At 63.9% G+C, this 22,831-nt stretch carries 19 protein-coding genes and 1 pseudogene; 9 read left to right on the plus strand and 11 right to left on the minus strand.

The window, feature by feature from the left end; genetic code table 11:
• Nucleotides 1-258: 258 nt before the first annotated feature.
• Together DWF74_RS11590 and DWF74_RS11595 are read left to right on the plus strand one after the other, a co-directional pair.
• Nucleotides 259-1,593 (plus strand): MFS transporter, encoded by a 1,335-nt coding sequence (locus DWF74_RS11590; protein WP_115580993.1) that lies wholly within the window; start codon nt 259-261, stop codon nt 1,591-1,593.
• A gap of 89 nt (nt 1,594-1,682) precedes the next feature.
• On the plus strand, nt 1,683-3,305 hold the full coding sequence (locus DWF74_RS11595) for a methyl-accepting chemotaxis protein (RefSeq protein WP_115580994.1): 1,623 nt from the start codon (nt 1,683-1,685) through the stop codon (nt 3,303-3,305).
• A gap of 6 nt (nt 3,306-3,311) precedes the next feature.
• Here the strand turns inward: DWF74_RS11595 and DWF74_RS11600 are convergent, their stop codons facing one another.
• From DWF74_RS11600 to pcaQ, 7 genes are all read right to left on the minus strand, one after another.
• A complete protein-coding gene (locus DWF74_RS11600) occupies nt 3,312-4,190 on the minus strand; it encodes a DMT family transporter (RefSeq protein ID WP_115580995.1) in 879 nt (292 codons plus the stop codon).
• 102 nt (nt 4,191-4,292) lie between these two features.
• On the minus strand, nt 4,293-5,108 hold the full coding sequence (locus DWF74_RS11605; protein WP_115580996.1) for a sugar phosphate isomerase/epimerase family protein: 816 nt from the start codon (nt 5,106-5,108) through the stop codon (nt 4,293-4,295).
• Between the two features lie 7 nt (nt 5,109-5,115).
• Entirely contained in the window at nt 5,116-6,168 is a 1,053-nt protein-coding gene (locus DWF74_RS11610; RefSeq protein ID WP_115580997.1) for a Gfo/Idh/MocA family protein, read from the minus strand.
• A 422-nt stretch (nt 6,169-6,590) separates the two neighbouring features.
• Nucleotides 6,591-7,370, minus strand: a complete 780-nt coding sequence (locus DWF74_RS11615) for an IclR family transcriptional regulator (RefSeq protein WP_102865395.1) — start codon at nt 7,368-7,370, stop codon at nt 6,591-6,593.
• A gap of 216 nt (nt 7,371-7,586) precedes the next feature.
• Entirely contained in the window at nt 7,587-8,192 is a 606-nt protein-coding gene (gene pcaG, locus DWF74_RS11620; RefSeq protein ID WP_102865394.1) for a protocatechuate 3,4-dioxygenase subunit alpha, read from the minus strand.
• Nucleotides 8,193-8,202: 10 nt separating this feature from the next.
• Nucleotides 8,203-8,922, minus strand: a complete 720-nt coding sequence (gene pcaH, locus DWF74_RS11625; protein ID WP_102865393.1) for a protocatechuate 3,4-dioxygenase subunit beta — start codon at nt 8,920-8,922, stop codon at nt 8,203-8,205.
• A gap of 103 nt (nt 8,923-9,025) precedes the next feature.
• A complete protein-coding gene (pcaQ, locus tag DWF74_RS11630; RefSeq protein WP_102865392.1) occupies nt 9,026-9,955 on the minus strand; it encodes a pca operon transcription factor PcaQ in 930 nt (309 codons plus the stop codon).
• Between the two features lie 139 nt (nt 9,956-10,094).
• Here pcaQ and ypfJ point away from each other — a divergent pair, with 139 nt between their 5' ends.
• A complete protein-coding gene (ypfJ, locus tag DWF74_RS11635) occupies nt 10,095-10,988 on the plus strand; it encodes a KPN_02809 family neutral zinc metallopeptidase (RefSeq protein ID WP_110596228.1) in 894 nt (297 codons plus the stop codon).
• Nucleotides 10,989-11,960 (plus strand): hypothetical protein, encoded by a 972-nt coding sequence (locus DWF74_RS11640; RefSeq protein WP_102865390.1) that lies wholly within the window; start codon nt 10,989-10,991, stop codon nt 11,958-11,960.
• 86 nt (nt 11,961-12,046) lie between these two features.
• Here the strand turns inward: DWF74_RS11640 and DWF74_RS11645 are convergent, their stop codons facing one another.
• From DWF74_RS11645 to DWF74_RS11655, 3 genes are all read right to left on the minus strand, one after another.
• The gene (locus DWF74_RS11645) at nt 12,047-12,640 is read right to left on the minus strand and encodes an HAD family hydrolase (RefSeq protein ID WP_102865389.1); all 594 of its coding nucleotides are present in this window, start codon (nt 12,638-12,640) and stop codon (nt 12,047-12,049) included.
• Nucleotides 12,637-13,506: an acyl-CoA thioesterase II gene (tesB, locus tag DWF74_RS11650; RefSeq protein ID WP_102865388.1), complete on the minus strand. Its 870-nt coding sequence runs from the start codon at nt 13,504-13,506 to the stop codon at nt 12,637-12,639. The genes DWF74_RS11645 and tesB overlap by 4 nt, the downstream gene beginning before the upstream one ends.
• A 103-nt stretch (nt 13,507-13,609) precedes the next feature.
• Nucleotides 13,610-14,179, minus strand: coding sequence for a GNAT family N-acetyltransferase (locus tag DWF74_RS11655; protein ID WP_060841221.1), 570 nt, complete (start codon nt 14,177-14,179; stop codon nt 13,610-13,612).
• Nucleotides 14,180-14,254: 75 nt separating this feature from the next.
• Here DWF74_RS11655 and DWF74_RS11660 point away from each other — a divergent pair, with 75 nt between their 5' ends.
• The 4 genes and pseudogenes from DWF74_RS11660 (at nt 14,255) to DWF74_RS11675 (ending at nt 18,569) form a co-directional block, all read left to right on the plus strand.
• The gene (locus tag DWF74_RS11660) at nt 14,255-15,175 is read left to right on the plus strand and encodes a histone deacetylase family protein (protein ID WP_115580998.1); all 921 of its coding nucleotides are present in this window, start codon (nt 14,255-14,257) and stop codon (nt 15,173-15,175) included.
• Between the two features lie 300 nt (nt 15,176-15,475).
• Nucleotides 15,476-15,967 (plus strand): annotated as a pseudogene (locus DWF74_RS11665) (transposase); the annotation flags it as partial.
• Between the two features lie 170 nt (nt 15,968-16,137).
• On the plus strand, nt 16,138-17,151 hold the full coding sequence (galE, locus tag DWF74_RS11670; RefSeq protein ID WP_115580999.1) for a UDP-glucose 4-epimerase GalE: 1,014 nt from the start codon (nt 16,138-16,140) through the stop codon (nt 17,149-17,151).
• A gap of 185 nt (nt 17,152-17,336) precedes the next feature.
• On the plus strand, nt 17,337-18,569 hold the full coding sequence (locus DWF74_RS11675) for a TIGR03862 family flavoprotein (RefSeq protein WP_115581000.1): 1,233 nt from the start codon (nt 17,337-17,339) through the stop codon (nt 18,567-18,569).
• A gap of 78 nt (nt 18,570-18,647) precedes the next feature.
• On the opposite strand, the gene DWF74_RS11680 is transcribed toward DWF74_RS11675, so the two are convergent.
• Nucleotides 18,648-19,982 carry a DEAD/DEAH box helicase gene (locus DWF74_RS11680; protein ID WP_115581001.1) on the minus strand — a complete coding sequence of 445 codons (1,335 nt, stop codon included), beginning with the start codon at nt 19,980-19,982 and terminating at the stop codon, nt 18,648-18,650.
• Between the two features lie 273 nt (nt 19,983-20,255).
• On the opposite strand from DWF74_RS11680, the gene DWF74_RS11685 reads away from it, so the two are divergent.
• On the plus strand, nt 20,256-22,685 hold the full coding sequence (locus DWF74_RS11685) for a discoidin domain-containing protein (protein WP_115581002.1): 2,430 nt from the start codon (nt 20,256-20,258) through the stop codon (nt 22,683-22,685).
• The last annotated feature ends 146 nt before the right edge of the window (nt 22,686-22,831 follow it).

Consider the following 22,831-nt stretch of genomic DNA (forward strand, 5'->3'; position numbering starts at 1 on the left):
TCAACGCCCCGCCCTGCTGCTCATCCCTTTGGCTCGCGCCTGGAACGGCCTCAATCGGCACCCTGGATCACGACCCGCTACTGCCCTGAGCGGATCGTCGTACCGATGGCGTTCGCCGGCCCGCAATTAACGGCTCGACGAACCAAACCAGCCGATCAATCACCCAGTCCCTGGCGCTCATGCCCTCGCTGACGATTGATCACGCGCCCTTGAGTTCCGACGAGCCCTGGCTCGTCAGTCACTGAACGGATGGCCTATATGATTCCTTCCCAAAGCTCTCGCATCGCCCCGAGCCTCAGTGTTGCCGGCGGCATCGGCGACAAGATCCGCGGCGCCATGGCCGTCGGCAAGACCCGCTGGGGCATGCTCGCCCTGGTGTTCTTCGCCACCACCCTGAACTACATCGATCGCGCCGCACTGGGCGTGATGCAGCCGATCCTGGCCAAGGAAATGAACTGGACGGCGATGGACTACGCCAATATCAACTTCTGGTTCCAGGTCGGTTACGCCGTGGGCTTCGTGCTGCAAGGGCGCCTGATCGACCGAGTCGGCGTGAAACGGGTGTTCTTCTTCGCCGTGCTGCTCTGGAGCCTGGCCACCGGCGCCCATGGCCTGGCCACTTCGGCGGCAGGCTTCATGGTTTGCCGCTTCATTCTCGGGCTCACTGAAGCCGCCAACTACCCGGCCTGCGTGAAGACCACGCGCCTGTGGTTCCCGGCCGGCGAACGCGCGGTAGCCACCGGCATCTTCAACGCCGGGACCAACGTCGGCGCTATGTTCACCCCCATGCTGCTGCCGTTGATCCTCCACGCCTGGGGCTGGCAAGCGGCGTTCCTGTGTATGGCGGCACTGGGCGGCGTCTGGTTGCTGTTCTGGGGCCTGAAGTACTTCAACCCGGAAGATCACCCCAGCGTCAAAGCCTCGGAACTGGCCTATATCCAGCAACAGGTGGAACCCGAGCCGACCCGCGTGCCCTTCAGCCGCATCCTGCGCATGCGCGGCACCTGGGCCTTCGCCCTGGCCTACTCGCTGACCGCGCCGGTGTTCTGGTTCTACCTGTACTGGCTGCCGCCGTTCCTCAACCAGCAGTACAACCTGGGAATCAACGTCACCCAGATGGGCATCCCGCTGATCATCATCTACCTGACCGCCGACTTCGGCAGCGTCGGTGGCGGCATCCTCTCCTCGTTCCTGATCGGACGCGGCATGAACCCGATCAAGGCGCGGCTGCTGTCGATGTTCCTGTTCGCCTGCTGCATCATCGGCGTGATCATGGCCGCCGGCACCGCCAACCTGTGGCTGGCCGTGTTCGCCATCTCCCTGGGGATCGGTGCCCACCAGGCCTGGACCGCCAACATCTGGAGCCTGGTGATGGACTACACGCCCAAGCACATGATGAGCACCGTGTTCGGCTTTGGCGGCATGTGCGCGGCCATCGGCGGCATGTTCATGACCCAGATCGTCGGCCACATCCTCACCGTCACCAACAACAACTACACCCTGCTGTTCACCCTGATCCCGGCCATGTACTTCCTCGCCCTGACCTGGATGTACTTCATGGCCCCGCGCAAGATTCCTCACGTAGAAGACTGATGCTCCTTTCACGCAGGCCCGCCCAGGGCCTGCGTTTTTTTTATCGCCACCCTCCCCCCTTTTGTTTTTCCACACTCGGAGATCGTCCCATGACGCTGGGTAACCTGAGCATCGCCAAACGCGCCGTGATCAGCTTCGGCGTGATTGCCCTGCTGGTCCTGCTGCAGGGGCTGTTCGCCCTCAAGCAAGTGGCCGAAGTCCGCGCCACCGGCCAGCACACCGAAAACATTTCCCTGCCCAGCACCCGCTACCTGGGAGAAGTGCGCGACTACGTATTGAGCATCCGCGTGCTGAGCCTGCGCATGGCCCTCAACCGTGAACCCAAAGTGCTGGAAAGCACCATTGCCCGCCTGCATCAGGTGCAAGCCTGGCTCGACCAGGCCCTGGCCAGGTTCGCGCCGCTGGTGGGCGATCACAACCGGGTGCAGTACGAGACATTCCTCGCCACGGTCAAGAGCTACCAACAGGCCCTGGCCCAGTACGAAGCCCTGTCCCAGGACAATCGCAGCAGCGAGATGACGGCCCTGCTCAACGGCAGGATCCAGGATTACTCGACCCAGACCGGCGACCAGTTCGCCGAACTGATGAACCTGACCGCCGAGGAAGTCAGCCAGTCGGCCCAGCATGCAGACGCGCTGTACACCCAGGTCAAAGTCACGGTGATCGGCGCCCTGATCGCCGTCGCCCTGCTGACCCTGTGCCTGGCCTGGCTGCTGATTCGCAGCATCGTCATGCCCATCCGCCAGGCCGTGGGCGTGGCCGAGCAAGTGGCCGCCGGTGATCTCAGCCGCCCGATCCACAGCGAGGGCAGCGATGAAACCGCGCGCCTGCTCAAGGCCCTGGCCAGCATGCAGGCCAGCCTGCGTGAAACCCTGCAACTGATCAGCAGCACCTCGACCCAACTGGCCGCCGCCGCGCAACAGATGAGCCAGAGCACCCACCAGGACTCCAGCCGCCTGCAGCAGCAACACAACGAAATCGAGCAAGCGGCCACCGCGGTCAACGAGATGACCGCGGCCGTCGAGGAAGTGGCGCGCAACGCGGTGTCCACCTCCGACACCACCCGCCAATCCACCGCCCAGGCCGCCCAGGGACAGACCCGGGTGATCGAGACCCTGGACTCGATCCAGGCCATGAGCAGCGATGTCGGCACCGCCCTGCAGCAAGTGCAGACCCTGGCCGAGCAGTCACGGGAAATCGGCAAGGTGCTGGACGTGATCCGCGCCATCGCCGAACAGACCAACCTGCTGGCCCTGAACGCCGCCATCGAGGCCGCGCGGGCTGGTGAAGCCGGGCGTGGTTTTGCCGTAGTGGCAGACGAAGTGCGGGCCCTGGCCCATCGCACCCAGCAGTCGACCCAGGAAATCGAACAGATGATCGGCCGGGTCCAGGGCGACACCGACAGCGTGGTGCAGTCGATGCACGGCAACAGTCAGCGGGTGGCCCAGACCCTGTCCATCGCCGAACAGGCCGGGCTGGCCCTGGGGGAAATCACCCGGGCCATGGAGCAGATCCACGAGCGCAACCTGGTGATCGCCAGTGCCTCGGAAGAACAGGCCCAGGTGGCCCGTGAAGTGGACCGCAATCTGCTGAACATCCGCGACCTGTCCCTGGAAAGCGCCGATGCCGCCACGCGCACCAACGCCACCAGCCAGGAGCTGTCGCACCTGGCGGCCGGCCTGCAGAACCTGGTGGTGCGCTTCCGCTTCTGAGCCGTCTCAGCGGCGGCGTTGCTGCCAGGCCGCCGCCAGCCCGCTGAGGCAGATCACGGCGATGCCCACTTGGGTAATCGCATCCGGCGTGTGGCTGAACAGCAGCCAGCCCAGCAGCCCGGCAAAGACAATCTGGCAATAGCCGAAGGGCGCCAGCAGCGCCGGCGCCGCATGGCGAAAGGCCTGGGTCAGGAACAGGTGGGCGCACATGCCACAGGCCCCCAGCGCCAGCATCAGCACGCCATGGACAATCCCCGGGGTCTGCCAGAAGAACGGCACCAGCGCCGTCATCACCAGGGTGTTGCACAACCCGGCGAAGAAGTTGCTGGTGGTGGGGCTGTCGTGCTCGGCCAGCTTGCGGGTCAGCAGTTGATAGAAGCAGAAGAACAGCGCCGAACAGAACGGCAGCAGCACCGCCGGCGTGAAGAGTTCACCGCCCGGGTGGACGATGATCAGCACCCCGACAAAACCGCAGATCACCGCCAGCCACTGGCCGCGGGTCACCTGCTCGCCGAGCAAGGGCACCGACAACGCGGTGACCAGCACCGGCGCGAGAAAGTTGACCGCCGTGGCCTCGGCCAGGGGGATGAACAGCAGCGCCGAGGTGAACAGCAAGCTGGTGCTGAGCAGGCACAAGGCCCGCAGCACTTGCAGCAGCGGTCGCTTGCTGCGCAGCACCCGCAGGCCGGATTGCGGCAGGAAGATCCCGGCCATCAGCAAGGTATGGACCAGGTATCGGGCCCAGACCACAATGATCACCGGGAAGAACCCCGAGAGGTATTTGGACAGGGCATCGTGGCTGGCGAACAGGAAGGTCGCCAGGACGATCAGCAGGATGCCCTTGAAAGGCTGATTGACCCCGGAAAGGGGCGTGCTGCGGGTCATGGGCTTTCCTTGAAGGTGATTGAAGACACAGCTTCGCCGGCAAGCTGGCTCCTAGCGGGTATTTGTAGGAGCCGGCTTGCCGGCGAAAGCCCTCCCGCCCACTCAGGTCCTGGCCAGCAGCGCGCGAGTTGCATCCAGCGCCATCTGTGCCCGCTGCAAGGCACTCACGCCCTGTTCGAGCAATTGCACCGTGGGAATTTCCAGGCTCAGGGGCAACTCCGGCGGCAGACACTTGAGCAACCCCGCCAGATCACAATCGCCCTCCCCTGGAAAGCGCCGCTCGTTACGGGCCTGGCGCAGGATCTCCTGCATGTCGTCCGGACGCGGCCCGGCCACGTCGCACAACTGCGCGTAACGCAGGCGCGCCGGAGCGACCTTGGCCAGGTCCGCCAGACGCGAACCCGAACGGTCGAAATGGAAGGCGTCCACCAGCACACAGCCATTGTCACGACCGGCGTTTTCCACCACCCGCACGGCCTGCTCCAGGTTACGCGCGTCGGTCCAGGGCATGAACTCCAGGTGCGGGTGCAACCCGTACTGCCGCGCCAGATCGCACAGGGCGGCGAAGTTGTCGGTCATGCGCGCCTCGTCCGGGTCATTGCCCGCCACCAGCAACTCGCTGGCGGCGAACTCGGCGCCCACCGCCAGCAGCGCTTCGAAGTCCCCCACCCGGGTCTGCGGCTTGAGCCGCAGGATCTCCACATCCAGCACCCGCACGCCGCTATCGCGCAGGCGCGCCAGGGTCTGGCGACGCAAGCCGGCATCCGCCACCAGCGGGAAGTGATGCTCCTCCGGGGTCGCCGGTTCCAGGCGCAGGCCGACATGGCTGTAGCCGGCCCGGGCCGCCACCTCCACCATCTCCGGTGGCGATAGCTCCAGCACGGTCAGGCTGGCCAGGGAAAAAATCCGCTCACTCATCAGTCGTTCACTCAATCGGGGTGGGGGTGCAGGCGCGACCCGTGGCCGCGGCCTGGCGAATCGCTTCAACCAGCGCCAGGGTGCGCGCGGCATCGGCGGCACTGACCAGGGGCGCGACTTCGCCGCGGGCGACTTGGACGAAGTGCAGCAATTGCAAGCGCAGGGCCTCGCCCGGATCAAAGGCTTCCTGCTGCATCAGCAAGGGTTGATGCCAACCCTCCCCGGCTTCGGCGTAATGCCAGCGCTTGAGCTGGGGAATGCTCAGCGCGCCCTCGGTGCCGGCCAGCAGGTAGCAAGGCTGATCGGCCTGGCGCGGGTACACCGGGTTCTCCCCGGCATCCAGCTCCCAGCTCCAGGGCGCGGCCGCGGCATCGGAACCGGTCAGGCTGCCCAGGGCGCCGTTGTCGAACTGCAACAGCACCGCGGCGCAATCTTCGTTGGCGTAGCCGCGCACGCTGTTGCTGGTGATGGCCTGCACTTGTCGCACTTCGCCACACAGGTGGCGCAACAGGTCCAGGTCGTGGATCAGGTTGGTCAGCAACATGCCGGCCCCGGCCTCGCGGCGCCAGGGAATATCGAAGTAGCTCTCGGGTTTGCGCAACTGCCAGAGCGCGGTGACGTTGGTCAGGCGACCCAAGGCGCCGCTGTGCACCAGTTCATGGGCACGGGCGATCAACGGGTTGTGTCGTCGATGGTGGCCCACCAGCACCGGCACGCCCGTGTTGCGCGATGCCGCCACCAGCTCGCGCACTTCATCCAGGTGCACACCCACGGGTTTTTCCAGCAGCACCGGCACGCCTGCGGCCAGGCAATCCAGGGCCGTGCTGACGTGGAGGTTGTTGGGATTGGCGACGATCACCGCGTCCGGGCGAATGTCCTCCAGCAGGGTCCGGTGATCGCTGAAATGCGGCACCTGCCATTGCCCGGCAATGGCTTGCGCCTGGGGCCCGGGATCGGCCACGGCGCACAGCCGGGCCTCGGCCAGGGTATTGAGGTGCTGGTAGTGCTGCTGCCCCATGTTGCCGACGCCGATCAGGGCAATGCGCAGTGGCGGGTTCAATGGAAGATCCTCTTGTGATTGTTATAGGGACAATGAATTCCAAATATTTAGAACTCAGTTCCACTTTCATACAAGAGGGATAAAAAATACCGTCCGATTATCGAACAGCTTTGTGCCGAGCCGAGGCTCGTGTAGCCGCTGCCGCAGGCTGCGAACAGCTGTGCAACAGACGCGGCGGTATCAAGGCCACCACCTGCTCGACGGTAGATCGCCAAGCAAGGCCCTGCGGGCCTTTGCGCAGCCTCGCAGGCTCGGCAGCGGCTACAGAGGACAAGGCCATACCGAAGCCTTTGTAGCCGCTGCCGCAGGCTGCGAACGGCTGTGCAACAGACGCGGCGATATCAAGACCACTACCTGCTCGACGGTAGATCGCCAGGCAAGGCCCTGCGGGCCTTTGCGCAGCCTCGCAGGCTCGGCAGCGGCTACAGGTTGAACAGTTCGGAAGCCTGGCTGGCGGCCGACAGCTCTTCGGCAAATCGCAGCAGCAACGGCGCCAGTTCATGCAGCCGCGCCAACGGCAGGCGCGCGCTGGGGCCGGCGATGCTGAGCACCCCCACCACCCGGCCATCGATGGGATGACGCACCACGGCGGCAATCGCCGAGGTGCCGACCGCCGAGCTTTCCTCGACCCAGGCGTAGCCCTGGTCGCGGGCCAGGCGCAGGCGTTCGAGCAACTCGATGTTCGAGCGCGGTGCATTGGGCCCCAGGTCCGCCGGGGGCTCCACGCCCTGGCGCTCCACCAGCGACAAGGCCTCGGCATCGCTCAGGGTAGCCAGCCAGGCATGCCCGGAAGCGGTGTAGAACAGCGGCGCCTCGCGGCCCATGTCCGGGTCGTAACGCAGACCGGAACGGGCGCCCTGGGACTTGGCGATCCAGGTCTGGCGCTCGCCTTCGATCACCCCCAGGCGTACCAGCTCGCCGGACTCCTGGGCCAGACGATCGAGCACCGGCTGGACAATGTCGGCGCCGCTGACCGCAAGGTAGCGAAAGCCCATGGCCACCAGCCGGGTGGACAGCTGGTAACGCAGGTTGTCCGGGTTCTGGCGCACGTAGCCCAGGCGAATCAACTCCGCCAGCAGGCGATGGGTTGCACTTTTGGGGATCTCCAGTTGTTCCGCCAGGGTCTGCAACGGCAGGCCGCGGGGATCACCGGTAAGACGTTCGAGAACGCTGAAGACGCGTTCGATTTGACTGCCAGCCATGGTCGGGTCCCGACAAAATTTGGCCGATTCTAGTGACAACGGGCCGGTTGGGGAACTGCGCGGCAGGGTTCGATGACCGCCCAGAAGCGACGAGGCCGGACCTTGGGGCCCGGCACAACGTCTTGTGCGCAGATTAGCCGAGCCCGGCTATTTTTTGGAACAACCTTCCATAAACCAGTCAGGACCGAAGCTTGCCATCGGTGGCGGGACGCTGGGTCAAAAATCGAAGAACACCGTCTCGCCCTCACCCTGAATGCGGATATCGAAGCGGTAGGCGCGCTGGCCGTTCACTTCACAGGGGTGGGCCAGCAGGGTTTCCCGACGTTGCGGCTGCTCGATCAGGTTCAACACCGGGCACTGGGCGTTAGCCTCCGGCTCGTCGGCAAAGTACAGCCGGGTATGCAGGTGGATGTTGATGCCCCGGGCAAACAGCGACAGGTTGATGTGCGGCGCCATCGGCACGCCGGCGGCGTTGTTCACCACCCCGGGCTTGACGGTATGGAGGGTCCATTCCCCGGCATCGAAGGTGGTGGCGGTGCGGCCAAAGCAGTTGAAGGGCTTTTCCGTGTCGAACACCGGGTCGTAGACCCCGGCAGAATCGGCCTGCCAGAACTCCAGGAAGGAGTCGCGCACCAGGTGGCCGTTGCCGTCGTACACATGGCCGATCAGCAGAATCCGCTCGCCCGGCGCATCGGGCTTGGCCATCTGGTTCCAGATCTCCTCGGGACGGGTCGGATTTCCCGCCGCCGCCAGGGCCAGGCCAATGTGCACATAGGGGCCGGCCGTTTGCGAGGGGGTTTCAGGCAGCAATTGAACAGGCATGGCAGGCTCCTCAGCAGTTTTCGAAGTGGGTCTTGCGCTGGCCGCGCAGCACGATGTCGAAGCGGTAGGCCAGGCAATCCATGGGGTTGGCGTTGCCCATGTCCAGGCGCGCGATCAGACTCTGCACCGCGTCCGGGTTGGCGATGGACTTGACGATCGGGCACAGCGGGATCAACGGGTCGCCTTCGAAATACAGCTGGGTGATCAGCCGCGTGGCAATCGACGGGCCGCTGATGGAGAAGTGGATATGCGCCGGACGCCAGTCGTTGGGACCGTTGCGCCATGGGTAAGGCCCGGGCTTGATGGTGCGGAAGCTGTAGTAGCCGTCACGGTCGGTGAGGGCTCGGCCGACGCCGCCGAAGTTCGGATCAAGGGGCGCCAGGTAGCGGTCGTTCTTGTGCCGGTAGCGGCCACCGGCGTTGGCCTGCCACATCTCCACCAGGGTGTGGGGGATCGGCTTGCCGTATTGATCGCAGACTCGCCCGGAAACGATGATCCGCTCACCTACCGGCAAGCCGCCGTGGTTGAAGTTGAGCAAAAGGTCGTTATCAAAACGCCCGGTGCGCAGGTGGGAAAAGTCCGGGCCACTGGTTTCACTGGCCGATTGCGGAATGCTCACCAGTGCCTGGCGCGGCGAGCGGGTGACGGAGGTCTTGTAGTCGGGGGTCAGGGCCTTGGGGTGCCAATTACGGTCGCGAATCACAAAGCGACTGTTGTCTGCATCAGACATGTCGATCTCCTGTTGTTTGATTTATGGAGCGCAGCCGGCGCAGTTTCAAACAAACCAGGAGTGGGGAAAATTGAAAAGCCGCCCGCCATCCATAACCAAAAGGTTATGGATAACTGCCCTCGTGATAGGCCCGCCCCACTTCCCTGAGCACGTCCACCGCCCATTGCGCCGCCAGGGACAGCGGCAGGCTGGCATTGCTGGAGATACCCACCGAACCGCCGGGCTCGCGCAGGCCCAGATCCAGCTCCTGCAACTCGCCATTGGCCAGATCCAGGCGCACCGCATCCAGTGGCGCTATCCACAGTGCATCGCTGGACAGGGTGTAGCGCCGGCTCAGGGCCACCGACAGGGTTTCCAGGCGTTGTTGCGACTGGGCGATACCGCACTGAATGAACAGGCTGTCGGCGTGCTTGCGAATGCTGGTGCCAGCCAGGGGCAGTACCAGCGGATAGGCGCTGAGCGCATCGCGATCCAGGGGCCCGGCCGCCAGGGGATGCTCGGGGCGGGCCACCAGGGTCATGGATTCGCTGTACAGGTGCTCGAAGCTCAGGCCGTGGATCTCCGGACTCTCGGTCATGCGGCCAACCACCAGATCCAGGTCACCGACTCGCAGTTGCGAAAGCAGATGAGCGCTGGGGCCGGTCAGCACACTCACGGTCAACGCCGAATGCCGCTGGTGCAGGCGCCGCATCACCTCCGGCAGCAGCAGGCTTTCCACCGTGGACAACACGCCGATGCGCACCAGCCCGGCGGCGTATTCGCCGCCGCGCAAACTGCTGACGCCTTCGCGCAGGGCCTGCACCGAAGGCCCTGCATAGCGCAGGAAGGCTCGCCCGGCTTCGGTCAGGCTGAGCCCGGCCTTGCTCCTGGCAAACAGCCGAGTGTCCAGCAGCTCCTCCAGTTCCTTGAGGGTTTTCGACATTGCCGGCTGGCTCACCGACAGCACGTCGGCGGCCCGCGCCAGGCTGCCTTGGCGGGCCATTTCAAGAAAACACACCAAGTGACGGAATTTGATGCGGGTATCGATGTTCAATAGGAAGCCCCGAATGCGCCAGAAGCGGAGAGATCCGCAATCGGGCCATGGTAGCGTGCGCAAAAATCCCTGACGACCGGACTGGCGCCGCTGCATGCCAGCAGCAACACTGACCAGCAGAAAAAACGAGGACTCCCCCATGCTTTGGAAAAAAGGCCGGCGCAGCGACAACGTCGTGGATGCGCGAAATGACAGCGGTGGCGGCGGTGGTGGCGGCCTGCGTTTTGGCGGTGGCAAGGGGCTGAGCCTGACGGCGATCATCCTGATCGTCGGTATCGGCTGGGCCACCGGCCAGGACCCGCTGCAGATCCTCGGTCAACTGGTGGGCCAGAGCGGCCAGACTTCGGCCCCGGCCACCACTCAGGCGCGCAAGAGCCCACCGGCCAATGACGAGCAGGCGGAGTTCGTCCGCGCCATCCTCGGCGACACCGAAGACACCTGGGGCCAGATCTTCCAGCAGGCCGGCCGCCAGTATCAGGCGCCCAAGCTGATTCTGTTCCGTGGCCGGGTCAACTCCGCCTGCGGCTCCGCCACCTCTGCCAGCGGCCCCTTCTATTGCCCTGCCGATCAGCAGGTGTACCTGGACATGGACTTCTTCCGCGAGATGGCCCAGCGCTTTTCCGCTGCCGGCGACTTCGCCCAGGCCTACGTGATTGCCCATGAAGTCGGACACCACGTACAGACCCTGCTGGGGGTCTCGGCGAAAATGCAGGCCGCACGCCAGCAAGGCCGGCAAATGGAAGGTGACGGCGGTCTACTGGTACGCCAGGAATTGCAGGCCGACTGTCTGGCTGGGGTCTGGGCCTACCATGGGCAGAAGCGCCTGAACTGGCTGGAGCCCGGGGATGTGGAAGAAGCCCTGAACGCTGCCAATGCCATCGGTGACGACCGACTGCAGCAACAGGGCCAGGGCCGGGTCGTACCGGACTCCTTCACCCACGGCACCTCGGCGCAACGGGTGCGCTGGTTCAAGACCGGCTTCAGCCAGGGCCAGGTTGGCCAGTGCGACACCTTCGCCGCCAAGAGCCTGTAGATGGGCCGACTGCTGGCGGCATTACTGTGCCTGGGCTGCCTGGGCGCCCAGGCCGCGGAACACACAGTCAAGGTCGTCAGCCCCGAACGCCTGCCCCTGGAGGGCGGGCAACTGGCCCTGGGCCTGAGCCAGGACTGGCGCCAGCCACTGCCTGGGGTGCAGCGCGCGCTGATCATGGTTCACGGTCGGCTGCGCAACGCCCAGACTTACCTCAAGAGCGGCGAAAGTGCTTCACGACAAGCAGGGCAAAGCGCCGCAACCCTGGTGATCGCCCCCCAGTTTCTCAACCAGAGTGACATCGCCCGCCATCAGCTACCGGACGCGCTACTGCGCTGGAAAGGTAATGACTGGATGGCCGGCGAACCTGCTGCCGGCCCCGTGGCCATCAGCTCCTACGCGGTACTGGATGCCGTCCTCCAGCGTCTGCAGGACCGCCAGTTCTTTCCTGCTCTCAAGGAAGTGGTGATTGCCGGCCACTCCGGCGGCGCCCAGGTGGTGCAGCGCTATGCCCTGACCACAGGGCAACATGCCGAGCTGAAGCAGTCCGGAATCGAACTGCGCTACGTGATCGCCAATCCGTCGTCCTACGCCTACTTCGATGCAACGCGCCCGGTGGCTTTCGAGCCGGCCAGTTGCCCGGGGTTCAACGACTGGAAATATGGCCTGAACCGGCTCCCGGCCTATGCCAGCGCCCCATCCCCGGCGCAGCTCGAACAAGGCTACGTGACACGCCACATCACCTACCTGCTGGGCCAGCAGGACATCGACCCCAACCACCCGGCCCTGGACAAGAGCTGCGCGGCCGAGACCCAGGGCGCCTACCGGCTGATTCGCGGGCACAACTACTTCGACTACCTGATGCGGCGTCACCCGCAAGGCTTGCCACAACGGCTGGTGGAAGTGCCCGGGGTCGGGCATGACGGCGACAAGATGTTCACCTCCCCCGCAGGGCAGGCGGCGCTGTTCAAGTAGAGAAAGGCGCTGTCTGAAATGACGTTTTCGCCGGCAAGGCGGTTCCTACGGGACGGGTAAGAACCGACTTATCAGCGAACAGGCCCTCAGGCCGACAGCAGTTCGCGCAACTGCGCGCAATCCCGGGCATGCCAGTCGGTCAGCTCCGGCCAGGGGTTGTCCGGCAGGTTCACCAGCACCGTGCGCGTTCCCGCGGCACGCCCGCAGTCCAGGTCGAAGCGGTAGTCACCGACCATGACCATGCGCTGCGGCGCCACATCCCAAGCCTCGGCCAGCTTGAGCAAACCACCGGGATGGGGTTTGGGCGGGGCCTCATCGCGCCCCAGCACATCAGCTTCGGCAAAGCAGTCCGCCAGGCCGATGGCTTCCAGGGTCACGTGGGCCAGCTCCCGGGCATTGCGGGTGAGGATGCCCAGGCGATAACCGCGTCCGGCCAGTTCCCGCACCAGTTCCACCGCACCCGGCGCCGGGCGCGAACCCAGGGCCAGGTCGCGCTCATGCTCCAGCAGCCAGGCGTGCTTGGCCGCAGACTCCTCTGCCGGCAAGGCCGCCAGGTGAGTGAGGATGTCGTCCTCCGGAGGAATCGACAGCGCCTGGCGGATCGCCGCGAAATCATGCACGGCGATGGTCAGGGTGCCGTCCATGTCGAACACCCAATGTTCTATGTCTGAAAGACTCATGCCCAATCCTTGCGATGACGGATCAACCCTTCCTGAGTCACCGAGGCTACCAGTTGACCGGCACGGTTGAACACACTGCCCCGGGAGAAGCCCCGGGAGTTACCGGCCCAGGGGCTGTCCATGGCGTACAGCAGCCAGTCGTCGGCCCGCAGGTCGGCGTGGAACCACAGGGCGTGATCGAGGCTGGCGACCTGCATGTCCTTTTGCCACACCGACTTGCCATGAGGCAGCATCGAGGTGGTCAGCAAGCCGAAGTCCGACGCGTAGGCCAGCAGGTACTTGTGCAGGGCCGGGATGTCCGCCAGGGCGCCGTCGGCGCGGAACCAGACGTACTTCACCGGGTCCATCGGCTGCGGGTTGTAGGGGTCCTTCTCGGTCACCGGGCGCACTTCGATGGGCTTGGGGCACAGCAGCTTCTCGCGCATGTGCTCGGGAATCAGGTGCGCACGCTGGGTGGTGATTTCCAGTTCCGACGGCAGGTTCTCCGGCCCGACCACCTGGGGCATGCTGTTCTGGTGCTCGAAGCCTTCTTCGTCGTACTGGAAGGAAGCACTGCAGGTGAAGATCGGGTTGCCCTTCTGAATCGCCGTCACCCGCCGGGTGCTGAAGCTGCCACCGTCGCGCACCCGATCCACCTGGTAGACCACTGGCAAGGCGGCGTCGCCGGGACGCAGGAAGTAGCCGTGCATGGAATGCACGTGGCGTGCTTCCTCTACCGTCTGACTGGCCGCGGACAACGACTGGCCGAGCACCTGGCCGCCAAACAGCTGGCGAAAACCCAGGTCCTGGCTGCGACCGCGAAACAGGTTTTCTTCAATGGCTTCCAGGGTCAACAGATCGACCAGATCATCCAGCACATGACTCATTCAGACTCTCCTCACACAGGGCAACACCGCGCAATCTCGGCTGCGGCGGTGATATCAATTGGGGCCAGGTATCTCGTCGGCACATTCTAAACGTGCGCGCCTGCTATCCATGCAAGGTTTCCAGCCATTGTTCGCGGGTAATGCGGTACAGCACATGCTCGCGCAACGGATGATCGGCGGCGAGTTTAGGGTGTTCGAAATCCTCCTGGGCCGCGTGATGCATGCCAATGGCCTGCATGACTTTCTGCGACGGCAGGTTATTGCGGGTGGTGAAGGCCACGACTTCGTCCAGGGCCAGTCGATCGAACGCGCAACGCAAGGCGGTCCAGGCCGCTTCGCTGGCATACCCCAGGCCCCAGTGTTCCCGGGCCAGGCGCCAGCCGATCTCCACCGCAGGGGTAAAGGTCGCTTCGAAGCCCACCTCCAGCAGCCCGGTAAAGCCGATAAAGGCACCGTTATCCTTACGTTCAAGCGCCCAGAGGCCAAAGCCATGTTCGGCGAAATGCCCGCGTATGCGCCCGATCAGCGCGGCACTTTCCAGACGACTCAAGGGCGCGGGAAAGTAGCGCATGACCTGCGGATCGGCACACATCGCGGCAAATGCCGGTAAATCATCGTCACGCCACTGGCGCAGCAGCAGACGCGCGCTTTCGAGTTGCAGTATTGGCTCCATCAGGCCCCTCCGTTTCCGTGGGTGCAAGTCTACATCGCTGGTAGGATCCTTCACGGGTTCCTCTAAGAAAATGCCATGTCATTGCCACTGATCTATCACGACGACTACAGCCCCGAGTTCCCGGCGGAGCACCGCTTTCCCATGGACAAGTTCCGCCTGCTGCGCGACCACCTGGTGGACAGTGGCCTGACCCACGATGCCGATCTGCTGCGCCCCGAGCTGTGCCCGGCCGAAATCCTCGCCCTGGCCCACGACCCTGGCTATATCGAACGCTACATGAGCGGCGAGTTGTCCCGGGAAGACCAGCGGCGTCTCGGCCTGCCCTGGAGCGAAGCCCTGGCCCGGCGCACGGTGCGCGCTGTCGGCGGCTCCCTGCTGACGGCCGAAAAGGCGCTGCAACATGGCCTGGCCTGCCACTTGGCCGGCGGCACCCACCACGCCCACTACGACTACCCGGCGGGGTTCTGCATCTTCAACGACCTGGCCGTGATCAGCCATTACCTGCTGCAAAGCGGGCGTGTGGGGCGGGTTTTGATCTTCGACTGTGACGTGCATCAGGGCGATGGCACCGCTCGGATCCTGCAACATACCCCCGACGCGGTGACCGTCTCGTTGCACTGTGAAAAGAACTTCCCCGCACGCAAGGCCCAGAGCGACTGGGATATCCCGCTGCCCATGGGCATGGGCGACGCCGACTACCTCAAGGTGGTGGACGACGCTCTCAACTACCTGCTGCCCCTGTATCAGCCGGATCTAGTGCTCTACGACGCCGGGGTCGACGTGCACCAGGACGATGCCCTGGGCTACCTCAAGCTCACCGACGCCGGCCTGGCCGAGCGTGACGAGCGGGTCATGCGCCACTGCCTGGGCCGCGACATCCCGGTGGTCGGCGTGATCGGCGGCGGCTACAGCAAGGACCGCCAGGCCCTGGCCCGACGCCACGGCATCCTCCACCACAGCGCACAACGCGTCTGGGAGTCGTCAGGCTGCTACTGAGCCCTTGCGGCCTTACCCACATCCACTGTGGAACCGCTTGTGGATAACCTGGGAGAAAGCCTCTACAGCCCTTGCTCTACGGGGCTTCAAGGCTATCGCCTGTTTTTTGATCAATGTCACCAGACGGTCATGTTGTTGTGGATCGCTTACCCCCAATACCTGTGGAGCTGCCTGTGGATAACCTGAGTGAAAGGCGCTAGATCCCTTGCTCTGCAAGGCTTGTAGAGCGGTGTCTGTTTTTTGATCAGGGTAGCGACACACCTCCCTGGCGTTTTTCGACGCCCGCACTCGTTGCCAGATAACGGTTTGCTCGATAAGCCAGGTGGGGCCGTAAACCTTTTCTGCCCCGCGAAGCTGTGCGTCGCGTCCTTGAGCCAGTCACTCAACCTCGCATCGGTAAAGCTCGATGGAGTTGCCGAAGCATCATGCAGTCGCACGATTATGTGCGTCATGGCACCGCCACGCTGTTCACGGCCTGGACTCACTTCAGGGGCATTTGATTAGGAATATTGAATATCAACATCGGCATCAACAGTGGCTGGAAGTTTCTCAAGAAGATCAATCGAGAAATACCCAAGCATCTACAACTGCATTTGATTACCGACAACTACACCCCCCACAAACATCCCAATATGAAAGCGTCGCAGGAAAAACATAAACACTTCCAAGTGCATTCCCCCCCCGACGTTCAGCTCTTGGATGAACATGGTCGAGCGCTTTTTCCGGGACATCACCGTGTATTTGTGTGAGGGGACCACGTTTGCGAGTGATCAAAAGCAAGATCTCGCGATCTGACAAGCGCACTGGACATCGGGCTTGACGCGAGCAAATTTTATTATGTTGTCAGAATGAAAGCGTTAAAAACCTATTGGCAGTGCTGTATCATTTTTCACAATCCACCATCAGATCCAGATAATACTGCGGCCGGACTGTCAGCACTCACTTGAAACAGGCTCATAACTATGCGGTTCTTAATAACTGGCGGTGCAGGGTATATCGGTTCACACACATTGCTGGAATTGCTTCAAGCAGGCCACGAAGCGGTGGTTCTGGATAACCTGTGCAATAGTTCCATGCTCTCGCTACAGCGCGTGCAACAAATTACCGGTAGCACCCCTGTATTTGTTCAAGGTGATGTTTGCGACCGCGCCATCCTTGACCGTATTTTTACCCAGCACGAGATTGATGTGGTACTGCACTTCGCTGGCCTGAAAGCCGTCGGTGAGAGCGTAAAGCAGCCCTTGTCCTACTATCAGAACAACGTGAGTGGCAGCATCACCTTGTGCCAGGCCATGGCCACCGCAGGCGTCTACCGCCTGGTGTTCAGTTCCTCCGCCACAGTGTACGGCGACCCGGTGCAGATACCGATTGTCGAGAGCTGCCCGCTGGGAACACCTACCAACCCCTATGGCACCTCCAAGTTAATGGTCGAAAAGATGCTGCAGGATATGGCAACTGCCGATCCACGCTGGTCAGTTGCCCTGCTGCGCTACTTCAATCCGGTGGGCGCACATCAGAGTGGACTTCTGGGCGAGGACCCCAACGGCCTGCCGGAAAATCTACTGCCCTACATAAGCCGTGTCGCAGTGGGAAAACTCGAAAGGCTTTCCATCTATGGCAACGACTATCCGACCCCCGATGGCACCGGTGTTCGGGACTACATTCATGTCGTTGATCTTGCCAAAGGGCACGTAGCAGCCGTGAACTACATTTCCCAGCACACCGGTATAAATGCCTGGAACCTCGGGACTGGGGTGGGTTACTCAGTACTGGAGATGATCCAGGCCTTTGAGGACGCCTCTGGCTGCAGCATTCCCCACACGTTCTCCCAACGTCGCCAAGGCGACATTGCGCAATGCTGGTCAGACCCGTCCAAGGCACTTCAGGATCTGGGCTGGAAGGCGGAGCTCGGGTTGAAGGAGATGATGGAGGATACGTGGCGTTGGCAGTCGAATAACCCAGATGGGTACCGGTAGTTTTAGATGAAGACTGCACTGGCCGGCGCGACTGCATCATGCGTTTACGGGGTTCGTGCAGATTTAGTCAAGGACTTGGTTACTGCCGGTCATGACGTTGTACCAATGGCCGGCAACTCATCCAGCAACTGCTGTTCCCGAGCAGTGCTTACAATAACCACCCCTCCCATTTTCTAGGCTTTTTGATGTCCCCCTCCCCTACTTCCCACGTCGCGATCATCGGCGGCGGTCCCGCCGGCCTGATGGCTGCCGAGGTACTGAGCCAGGCCGGCGTTCGGGTCGATCTGTACGACGGCATGCCATCGGTGGGCCGCAAGTTCCTCCTGGCCGGGGTCGGTGGCATGAACATCACCCACTCCGAAGCCTACCCGGCCTTCCTCTCGCGCTATGCCGAGCGAGCCCCGCACATCGCCCCGCTGCTGCGCGAGTTCGGCGCCGAGGCCTTGTGCCAGTGGATTCACGGCCTGGGTATCGACACCTTCGTCGGCAGCTCGGGACGGGTCTTCCCCACCGACATGAAAGCCGCGCCGCTGCTGCGCGCCTGGCTCAAGCGCCTGCGCGACGCCGGGGTGGTTATCCACACCCGGCACCGCTGGCTGGGCTGGAATGCCGACGGCAGCCTGCGCATCCGGCACCCCGAAGGCGAGCGCGCGGTAGAGGCCGATGCCACCCTGCTGGCACTGGGCGGTGGCAGTTGGTCGCGCCTGGGTTCCGATGGAGCGTGGCTGCCCCTGCTGCAACAGCGCGGAGTGCAGGTAGCCCCCTTGCAACCAAGCAATTGCGGGTTCGAGGTCAGTGCCTGGAGCGAGTTGCTGCGCAGCAAATTCGCCGGGGCGCCGCTGAAGAACGTGGCCATTGGCCTCAATGACGACATCCCCCGGCTGGGGGAATGCGTGATCACTGCCAGCGGTATCGAAGGCAGTCTGATCTATGCCCTGTCGGCGCCGATCCGCGACAGCATCCACCAACACGGGCAAGCCACCATTCATATCGACCTGCTGCCGGGCAAGCCTCGGGACAAGGTCCAGGCCGCCCTGGCCAAGCCGCGTGGCTCGCGCTCCATGGCCAAGCACCTGCAGAGTCAGTTGGGGATCGAGGGGGTGAAAGCGGGGTTGCTGCGGGAGCTGACGGGCGCCGACACCTTCAACGATCCGGCGCGCCTGGCGGCGGCGATCAAGGCACTGCCCTTGACCCTGATACGCCCACGGCCCCTGGACGAAGCTATCAGCAGCGCCGGCGGCGTCGCCTTCGAAGCGCTGGATGAAAGACTGATGCTGGAGCAACTGCCCGGGGTGTTCTGCGCCGGGGAAATGCTCGACTGGGAAGCCCCCACCGGCGGTTATCTGCTGACCGCCTGCTTTGCCAGCGGCCGTCGGGCCGGGCTGGGAATGCTGGAGTGGCTGCAACACCGGCCATAAATAGCTTCGCCGGCCAGCCGACTCCTACGGGGGATTGTAGGAGCCGACTGGCCGGCGAAGAGGTCAGCACAATTCAGATCAAGGCTTGCGCTTGCGTGGCCCGGTGTTGAACGCCGGGACCTTGCGTACCGGTTTCACCGCCGGGGCTTCGGCCACTTCACCACTGTCCACCCACTTGCCCAGGTTGCGCTTGCCGCCACCGCCGGACGTTTTCGGTTTCTTGGGCTTTTTCGGTTTTTTCACCACCTGACCGCTGGCGTCGGTTTCCGGTACCCGGTGCTCGGGCTCGAAATCCGGCTCTTCATGGCGCTTCAAGGTCTGGCGAGTGAGCATCTCGATTGCCGACAGCAGGTTGACTTCGTCGGCACACACCAGGGAAATCGCCTCACCGGTAGAGCCGGCACGGCCGGTACGACCGATGCGGTGGATGTAGTCCTCAGCGACGATCGGCAGGTCGAAGTTGACCACCAGCGGCAGGTCTTCGATGTCCAGGCCACGGGCCGCCACGTCGGTGGCCACCAGGATCTGGATCTCGCTGGCCTTGAACCGGTCCAGGGCGCGCTGGCGCGTGGCCTGGGGCTTGTCGCCATGGATGCCGTCGGCGTTCACGCCCTGGCCCTGAAGCTTTTCCACCAGCGCATCCACGCCGTTGCGGGTCTTGGCGAACACCAGCACCTGCTTCCAGCGGTTCTTGCGCAGCAGGTGGCTGAACAGCTCCGGCTTGCGCTTCTTGTCCACCGGCACCACCCATTGCTTGACCGTGTTGGCGGCCACATTGCGCGGACTGACCTCGATGCTCAGCGGGTCGTTGAGCATCTGCCCGGCCAGTTGGCGGATGGCGTCGGAGAACGTGGCGGAGAACAGCAGGGTCTGGCGCTTCTTCGGCAGCGCGGCATAGATGCTCTTGAGCTCCTCGGAGAAGCCCAGATCCAGCATGCGGTCGGCCTCATCCAGCACCAGGGTCTGCAACTGGCTGAACTTCACCGCGTTCTGGCGGAACAGGTCCAGCAGACGCCCCGGGGTCGCCACCAGCAGATCGATACCTTTGCGCAGTTTCATCATCTGCGGGTTGATGCTGACCCCGCCGTACACCGCGTAGGTGCGCAGCGGCAGGTGCTCGGCGTACTGACGCACGCTTTCGTGGACCTGTTCGGCCAGCTCCCGGGTCGGCACCAGGATCAGCGCGCGCACCGAGTTGCTGTCGACCTTCGGCCCTTCCATGGTCAGCAACTGCAGCAGCGGCAAGGCAAAACCGGCAGTCTTGCCGGTGCCGGTCTGGGCCGCCGCCATCAGGTCACGACCGCCCAGCACCGCCGGAATGGCTTGTGCCTGTACCGGGGTAGGGGTCTGGTAGCCGAGGGTTTCAAGGGCGCGCAGCAAGGGGTCGATCAGGCCAAGAGTGGCGAATGTCATTGGGGGTACCGTAGGAAAAAGTCAGCACAGGGAGGCAATGGCCGGCAGTTTACCGCACTTTTGCGCGCTTGCTTTCCCGACCGCCGCTTGGCATCTCCGGCCACCCAACGCCTCGTACATGACCGAAAAGGCCTGGCGGACATGTACAAGCAACAGGTCGATTCATAAGATTCATCGCGCCGGCAAACCTCCCAAACACACCTCATCAGCGCCTGTTACTCAACGATTCCCCAAACAGGTTTCGCACTGCGCTGTGCCTTTCCTGGAGTGGTTATGCCCCACCGCACATTGCCTCCCCTTTCCCTGGCCGACGCCATCCGCGCAGCCGGCCTGGGTGCCGTCCTGCTCATGCCCTTGGCCAACCCGGCCCTGGCCGACGAGACATCACCCGCCACATCTGCCGTTGCCAGCGCCGCGGTGATCAGCGGCCCGTTCATCGACATCCAGGCCTTGAACCCCGATCCCAGGCTGCGCAACGCGCCTGCCGCCAGTACCGAGCGCCTGACCCAGGCCACCGGACTGAGCATCGGCGCCCTGCGCCTGGATCAGGACGATCGCTTCAAGGACATCAAGGTCCTGGTGGGCCGGGCCCAGGGCCCCGCTCGCCTGGCATTCGGTGAAAGCAATGTCATCGTCACTGCCCGCAGCGACGGCAGCTTCATTGCCCTGCTGCCCAATGCCACCATTCGCGGCGATGCCAATGGCCAGCAGACGCTGATCCCCGCCGAAACCAGGCACTCCCATGCGCCCGGCAACATCGACTATGTGCAGTCCGAGCAAGCCCAGGAGCCCAACCTGCTGCAGACTCGCAACGGCCAGCGCAGCTTTCAGGTCGACCGCAACGCCCAGGGCGAAACCGTCATCGATCTGCTGGCCGGTTTCTCCCAGGCCGCCGCCGACTACATCGGCGACCACGAAGCCTACGCCCTGGCCCAGGTCGCCTCGGTCAACCATGCCTTGCGCCAGTCACAGATCGAAGGGGTACGCCTGCGCCTGGTGGGCACCCAGGTGATTGCCGAGGATCACCCGATCACCTCCGGCCCCGACGGCACCATGCGCAAGGTCAGCACCCTGTTCGCCGAAGGCATGCGGCAATACAGCCCCGACCTGGTGACCGGGTTCTTCGTCGGCACCCCGGGGGTCGACACCATGCTCGGCTGGGGCAATATCAACGGCCGCTACTCGATCAACAACATCAAGTCCCCCACCACCTTCCGCCACGAGGTGGGGCACAACATCGGCGGCGATCATTGCTCGGACGGCAGCAGCGACCGTTTCGGCTACCACAACGGCCGGGTGGGCACGATCCTGTGTGGCAACCACGTGGGCTACTACTCCAACCCGGAGGTCAGGGACAACCTGGGCGTGCCCCTGGGCCAGCTGGGCACCGCCAACATGGCCCGCCTGTGGCGTGAAGGCGCCCAGCGCATGTCCGCCTACAGCCCGGCGGTGATTCCCATGGATCACGAGGAAGCCCAACCGCTGCTGAGCAAATCCATCGACCTGCGACGGGACGCGATCCACTACGAGGCTCTGGACATTCCCGAGGGCACCGAGCGCCTGGCGTTGTCGATCAACCACGGCCCGCGCCATGAACGCGCGGGCAAGGTGCAACTGCTGCTCAAGCACGGCGCCCGCCCCAGCGCCAGCGACTATGACTACCGCTCCCTGGAAAACCATGGCGTCGCCCTGGGGGTCAATCATCCCAAGCCCGGACGCTGGTACGTCGGGGTACGAGCCGAGAAGAACAAGAGCGCCAGCGACCAGTTGCTTGAAGGCCATGTCTTCGCCAAGACCCGGGAAACCAGCCAGGCTCGCTACCTGCGCTTTTTCGCCACGTCGTCGATCAACGGCAGCAACGTCGCCAGCATCGCCGAACTGCTCCTGGCCGACGCCAAGGGCAAGCCGCTGCCAAGAAGCGGCTGGCGCGTCCACTCGGTCAACGGCAAGACCTCCGGCATCGACAACAGCCTGTGGTTCGTCGATGGCAAACCGAGCTCGTACTGGAGTTCGGGCAGCGCCCGCTATCCCCACGAGATCATCATCGACCTCGGAGCAGAGCGGGGCTTCTCCTCCTTGAACTACCTGCCGCGGCAAAACAACGATGCCGCCGGCAACATCAAGGGCTACGAAGTGTATGGCGGCGACAGCCCGACCAGCGCCTGGGCGCTGCTGGCCAAAGGCGAGTTCAGTGCCGACAACGAGGTCAAGTCCGTTGCCCTCAAGCCAGTCGAGGCCAGCCTGCCACCTGTCGCCGTGATCAGCGGTCGTAGCCAGGCCAACGCCGGTGAACGGGTGCTGCTGGATGCCTCGGGCTCCAGCGACCCACAAGGCAAAGCCTTGAGCTTTGCCTGGCAAGTCACGCCGGCACTGGACTTCAGCCATGACGGCGCAAGCGTCAGCTTCAACGCCCCGCAGCTCAAGCAGGACACCCGCTACCGCTTCACCCTGAGCGTGGACAACGGCCAGAAAACCGCCACCGCCGAGCACAGCGTCACGGTCCTCGCCCCACCGCAAACGGCGCCCGGCTGCACAGCTGCCTGGAATCGCAGCAAGGCCTACCTGGGCGGTCAGAAAGTCAGCCACAACGGGCGCTTCTTCCTCGCCCGCTGGTGGACCCAAGGCCAGGAGCCGGGCAACCCGGCGTTCACCGGGCCGGACTTCAGCGGCAAGGTCTGGAACGACCTCGGCCCCTGTCACTGACAGCCGCCGGGGGCTTCACGCCCCCGGCAACCAGCCCCCTTCCCCCAGCACAGGCGACGGCTCCTGCGGCCGCTGCCTGCGTGACCTCGCCAACCTCTCTGTGGCACCGCACCCATGCTGTTGTTTAGCGGCCTGGACGCTCCGCC

The organism is Pseudomonas protegens (assembly GCF_003363755.1).
Classification (GTDB): domain Bacteria; phylum Pseudomonadota; class Gammaproteobacteria; order Pseudomonadales; family Pseudomonadaceae; genus Aquipseudomonas; species Aquipseudomonas danubii.

What these genes read in the sequence shown, in the direction of transcription:
- DWF74_RS11590 (WP_115580993.1), top strand. Translation starts at nt 259, where the DNA reads ATGATTCCTTCCCAAAGCTCTCGCATCGCCCCGAGCCTCAGTGTTGCC.
- DWF74_RS11595 (WP_115580994.1), top strand. Translation starts at nt 1,683, where the DNA reads ATGACGCTGGGTAACCTGAGCATCGCCAAACGCGCCGTGATCAGCTTC.
- DWF74_RS11600 (WP_115580995.1), bottom strand. Translation starts at nt 4,190, where the DNA reads ATGACCCGCAGCACGCCCCTTTCCGGGGTCAATCAGCCTTTCAAGGGC.
- DWF74_RS11605 (WP_115580996.1), bottom strand. Translation starts at nt 5,108, where the DNA reads ATGAGTGAGCGGATTTTTTCCCTGGCCAGCCTGACCGTGCTGGAGCTA.
- DWF74_RS11615 (WP_102865395.1), bottom strand. Translation starts at nt 7,370, where the DNA reads ATGGCTGGCAGTCAAATCGAACGCGTCTTCAGCGTTCTCGAACGTCTT.
- pcaG (WP_102865394.1), bottom strand. Translation starts at nt 8,192, where the DNA reads ATGCCTGTTCAATTGCTGCCTGAAACCCCCTCGCAAACGGCCGGCCCC.
- pcaH (WP_102865393.1), bottom strand. Translation starts at nt 8,922, where the DNA reads ATGTCTGATGCAGACAACAGTCGCTTTGTGATTCGCGACCGTAATTGG.
- ypfJ (WP_110596228.1), top strand. Translation starts at nt 10,095, where the DNA reads ATGCTTTGGAAAAAAGGCCGGCGCAGCGACAACGTCGTGGATGCGCGA.
- DWF74_RS11640 (WP_102865390.1), top strand. Translation starts at nt 10,989, where the DNA reads ATGGGCCGACTGCTGGCGGCATTACTGTGCCTGGGCTGCCTGGGCGCC.
- DWF74_RS11645 (WP_102865389.1), bottom strand. Translation starts at nt 12,640, where the DNA reads ATGAGTCTTTCAGACATAGAACATTGGGTGTTCGACATGGACGGCACC.
- tesB (WP_102865388.1), bottom strand. Translation starts at nt 13,506, where the DNA reads ATGAGTCATGTGCTGGATGATCTGGTCGATCTGTTGACCCTGGAAGCC.
- DWF74_RS11655 (WP_060841221.1), bottom strand. Translation starts at nt 14,179, where the DNA reads ATGGAGCCAATACTGCAACTCGAAAGCGCGCGTCTGCTGCTGCGCCAG.
- DWF74_RS11660 (WP_115580998.1), top strand. Translation starts at nt 14,255, where the DNA reads ATGTCATTGCCACTGATCTATCACGACGACTACAGCCCCGAGTTCCCG.
- galE (WP_115580999.1), top strand. Translation starts at nt 16,138, where the DNA reads ATGCGGTTCTTAATAACTGGCGGTGCAGGGTATATCGGTTCACACACA.
- DWF74_RS11675 (WP_115581000.1), top strand. Translation starts at nt 17,337, where the DNA reads ATGTCCCCCTCCCCTACTTCCCACGTCGCGATCATCGGCGGCGGTCCC.
- DWF74_RS11680 (WP_115581001.1), bottom strand. Translation starts at nt 19,982, where the DNA reads ATGACATTCGCCACTCTTGGCCTGATCGACCCCTTGCTGCGCGCCCTT.
- DWF74_RS11685 (WP_115581002.1), top strand. Translation starts at nt 20,256, where the DNA reads ATGCCCCACCGCACATTGCCTCCCCTTTCCCTGGCCGACGCCATCCGC.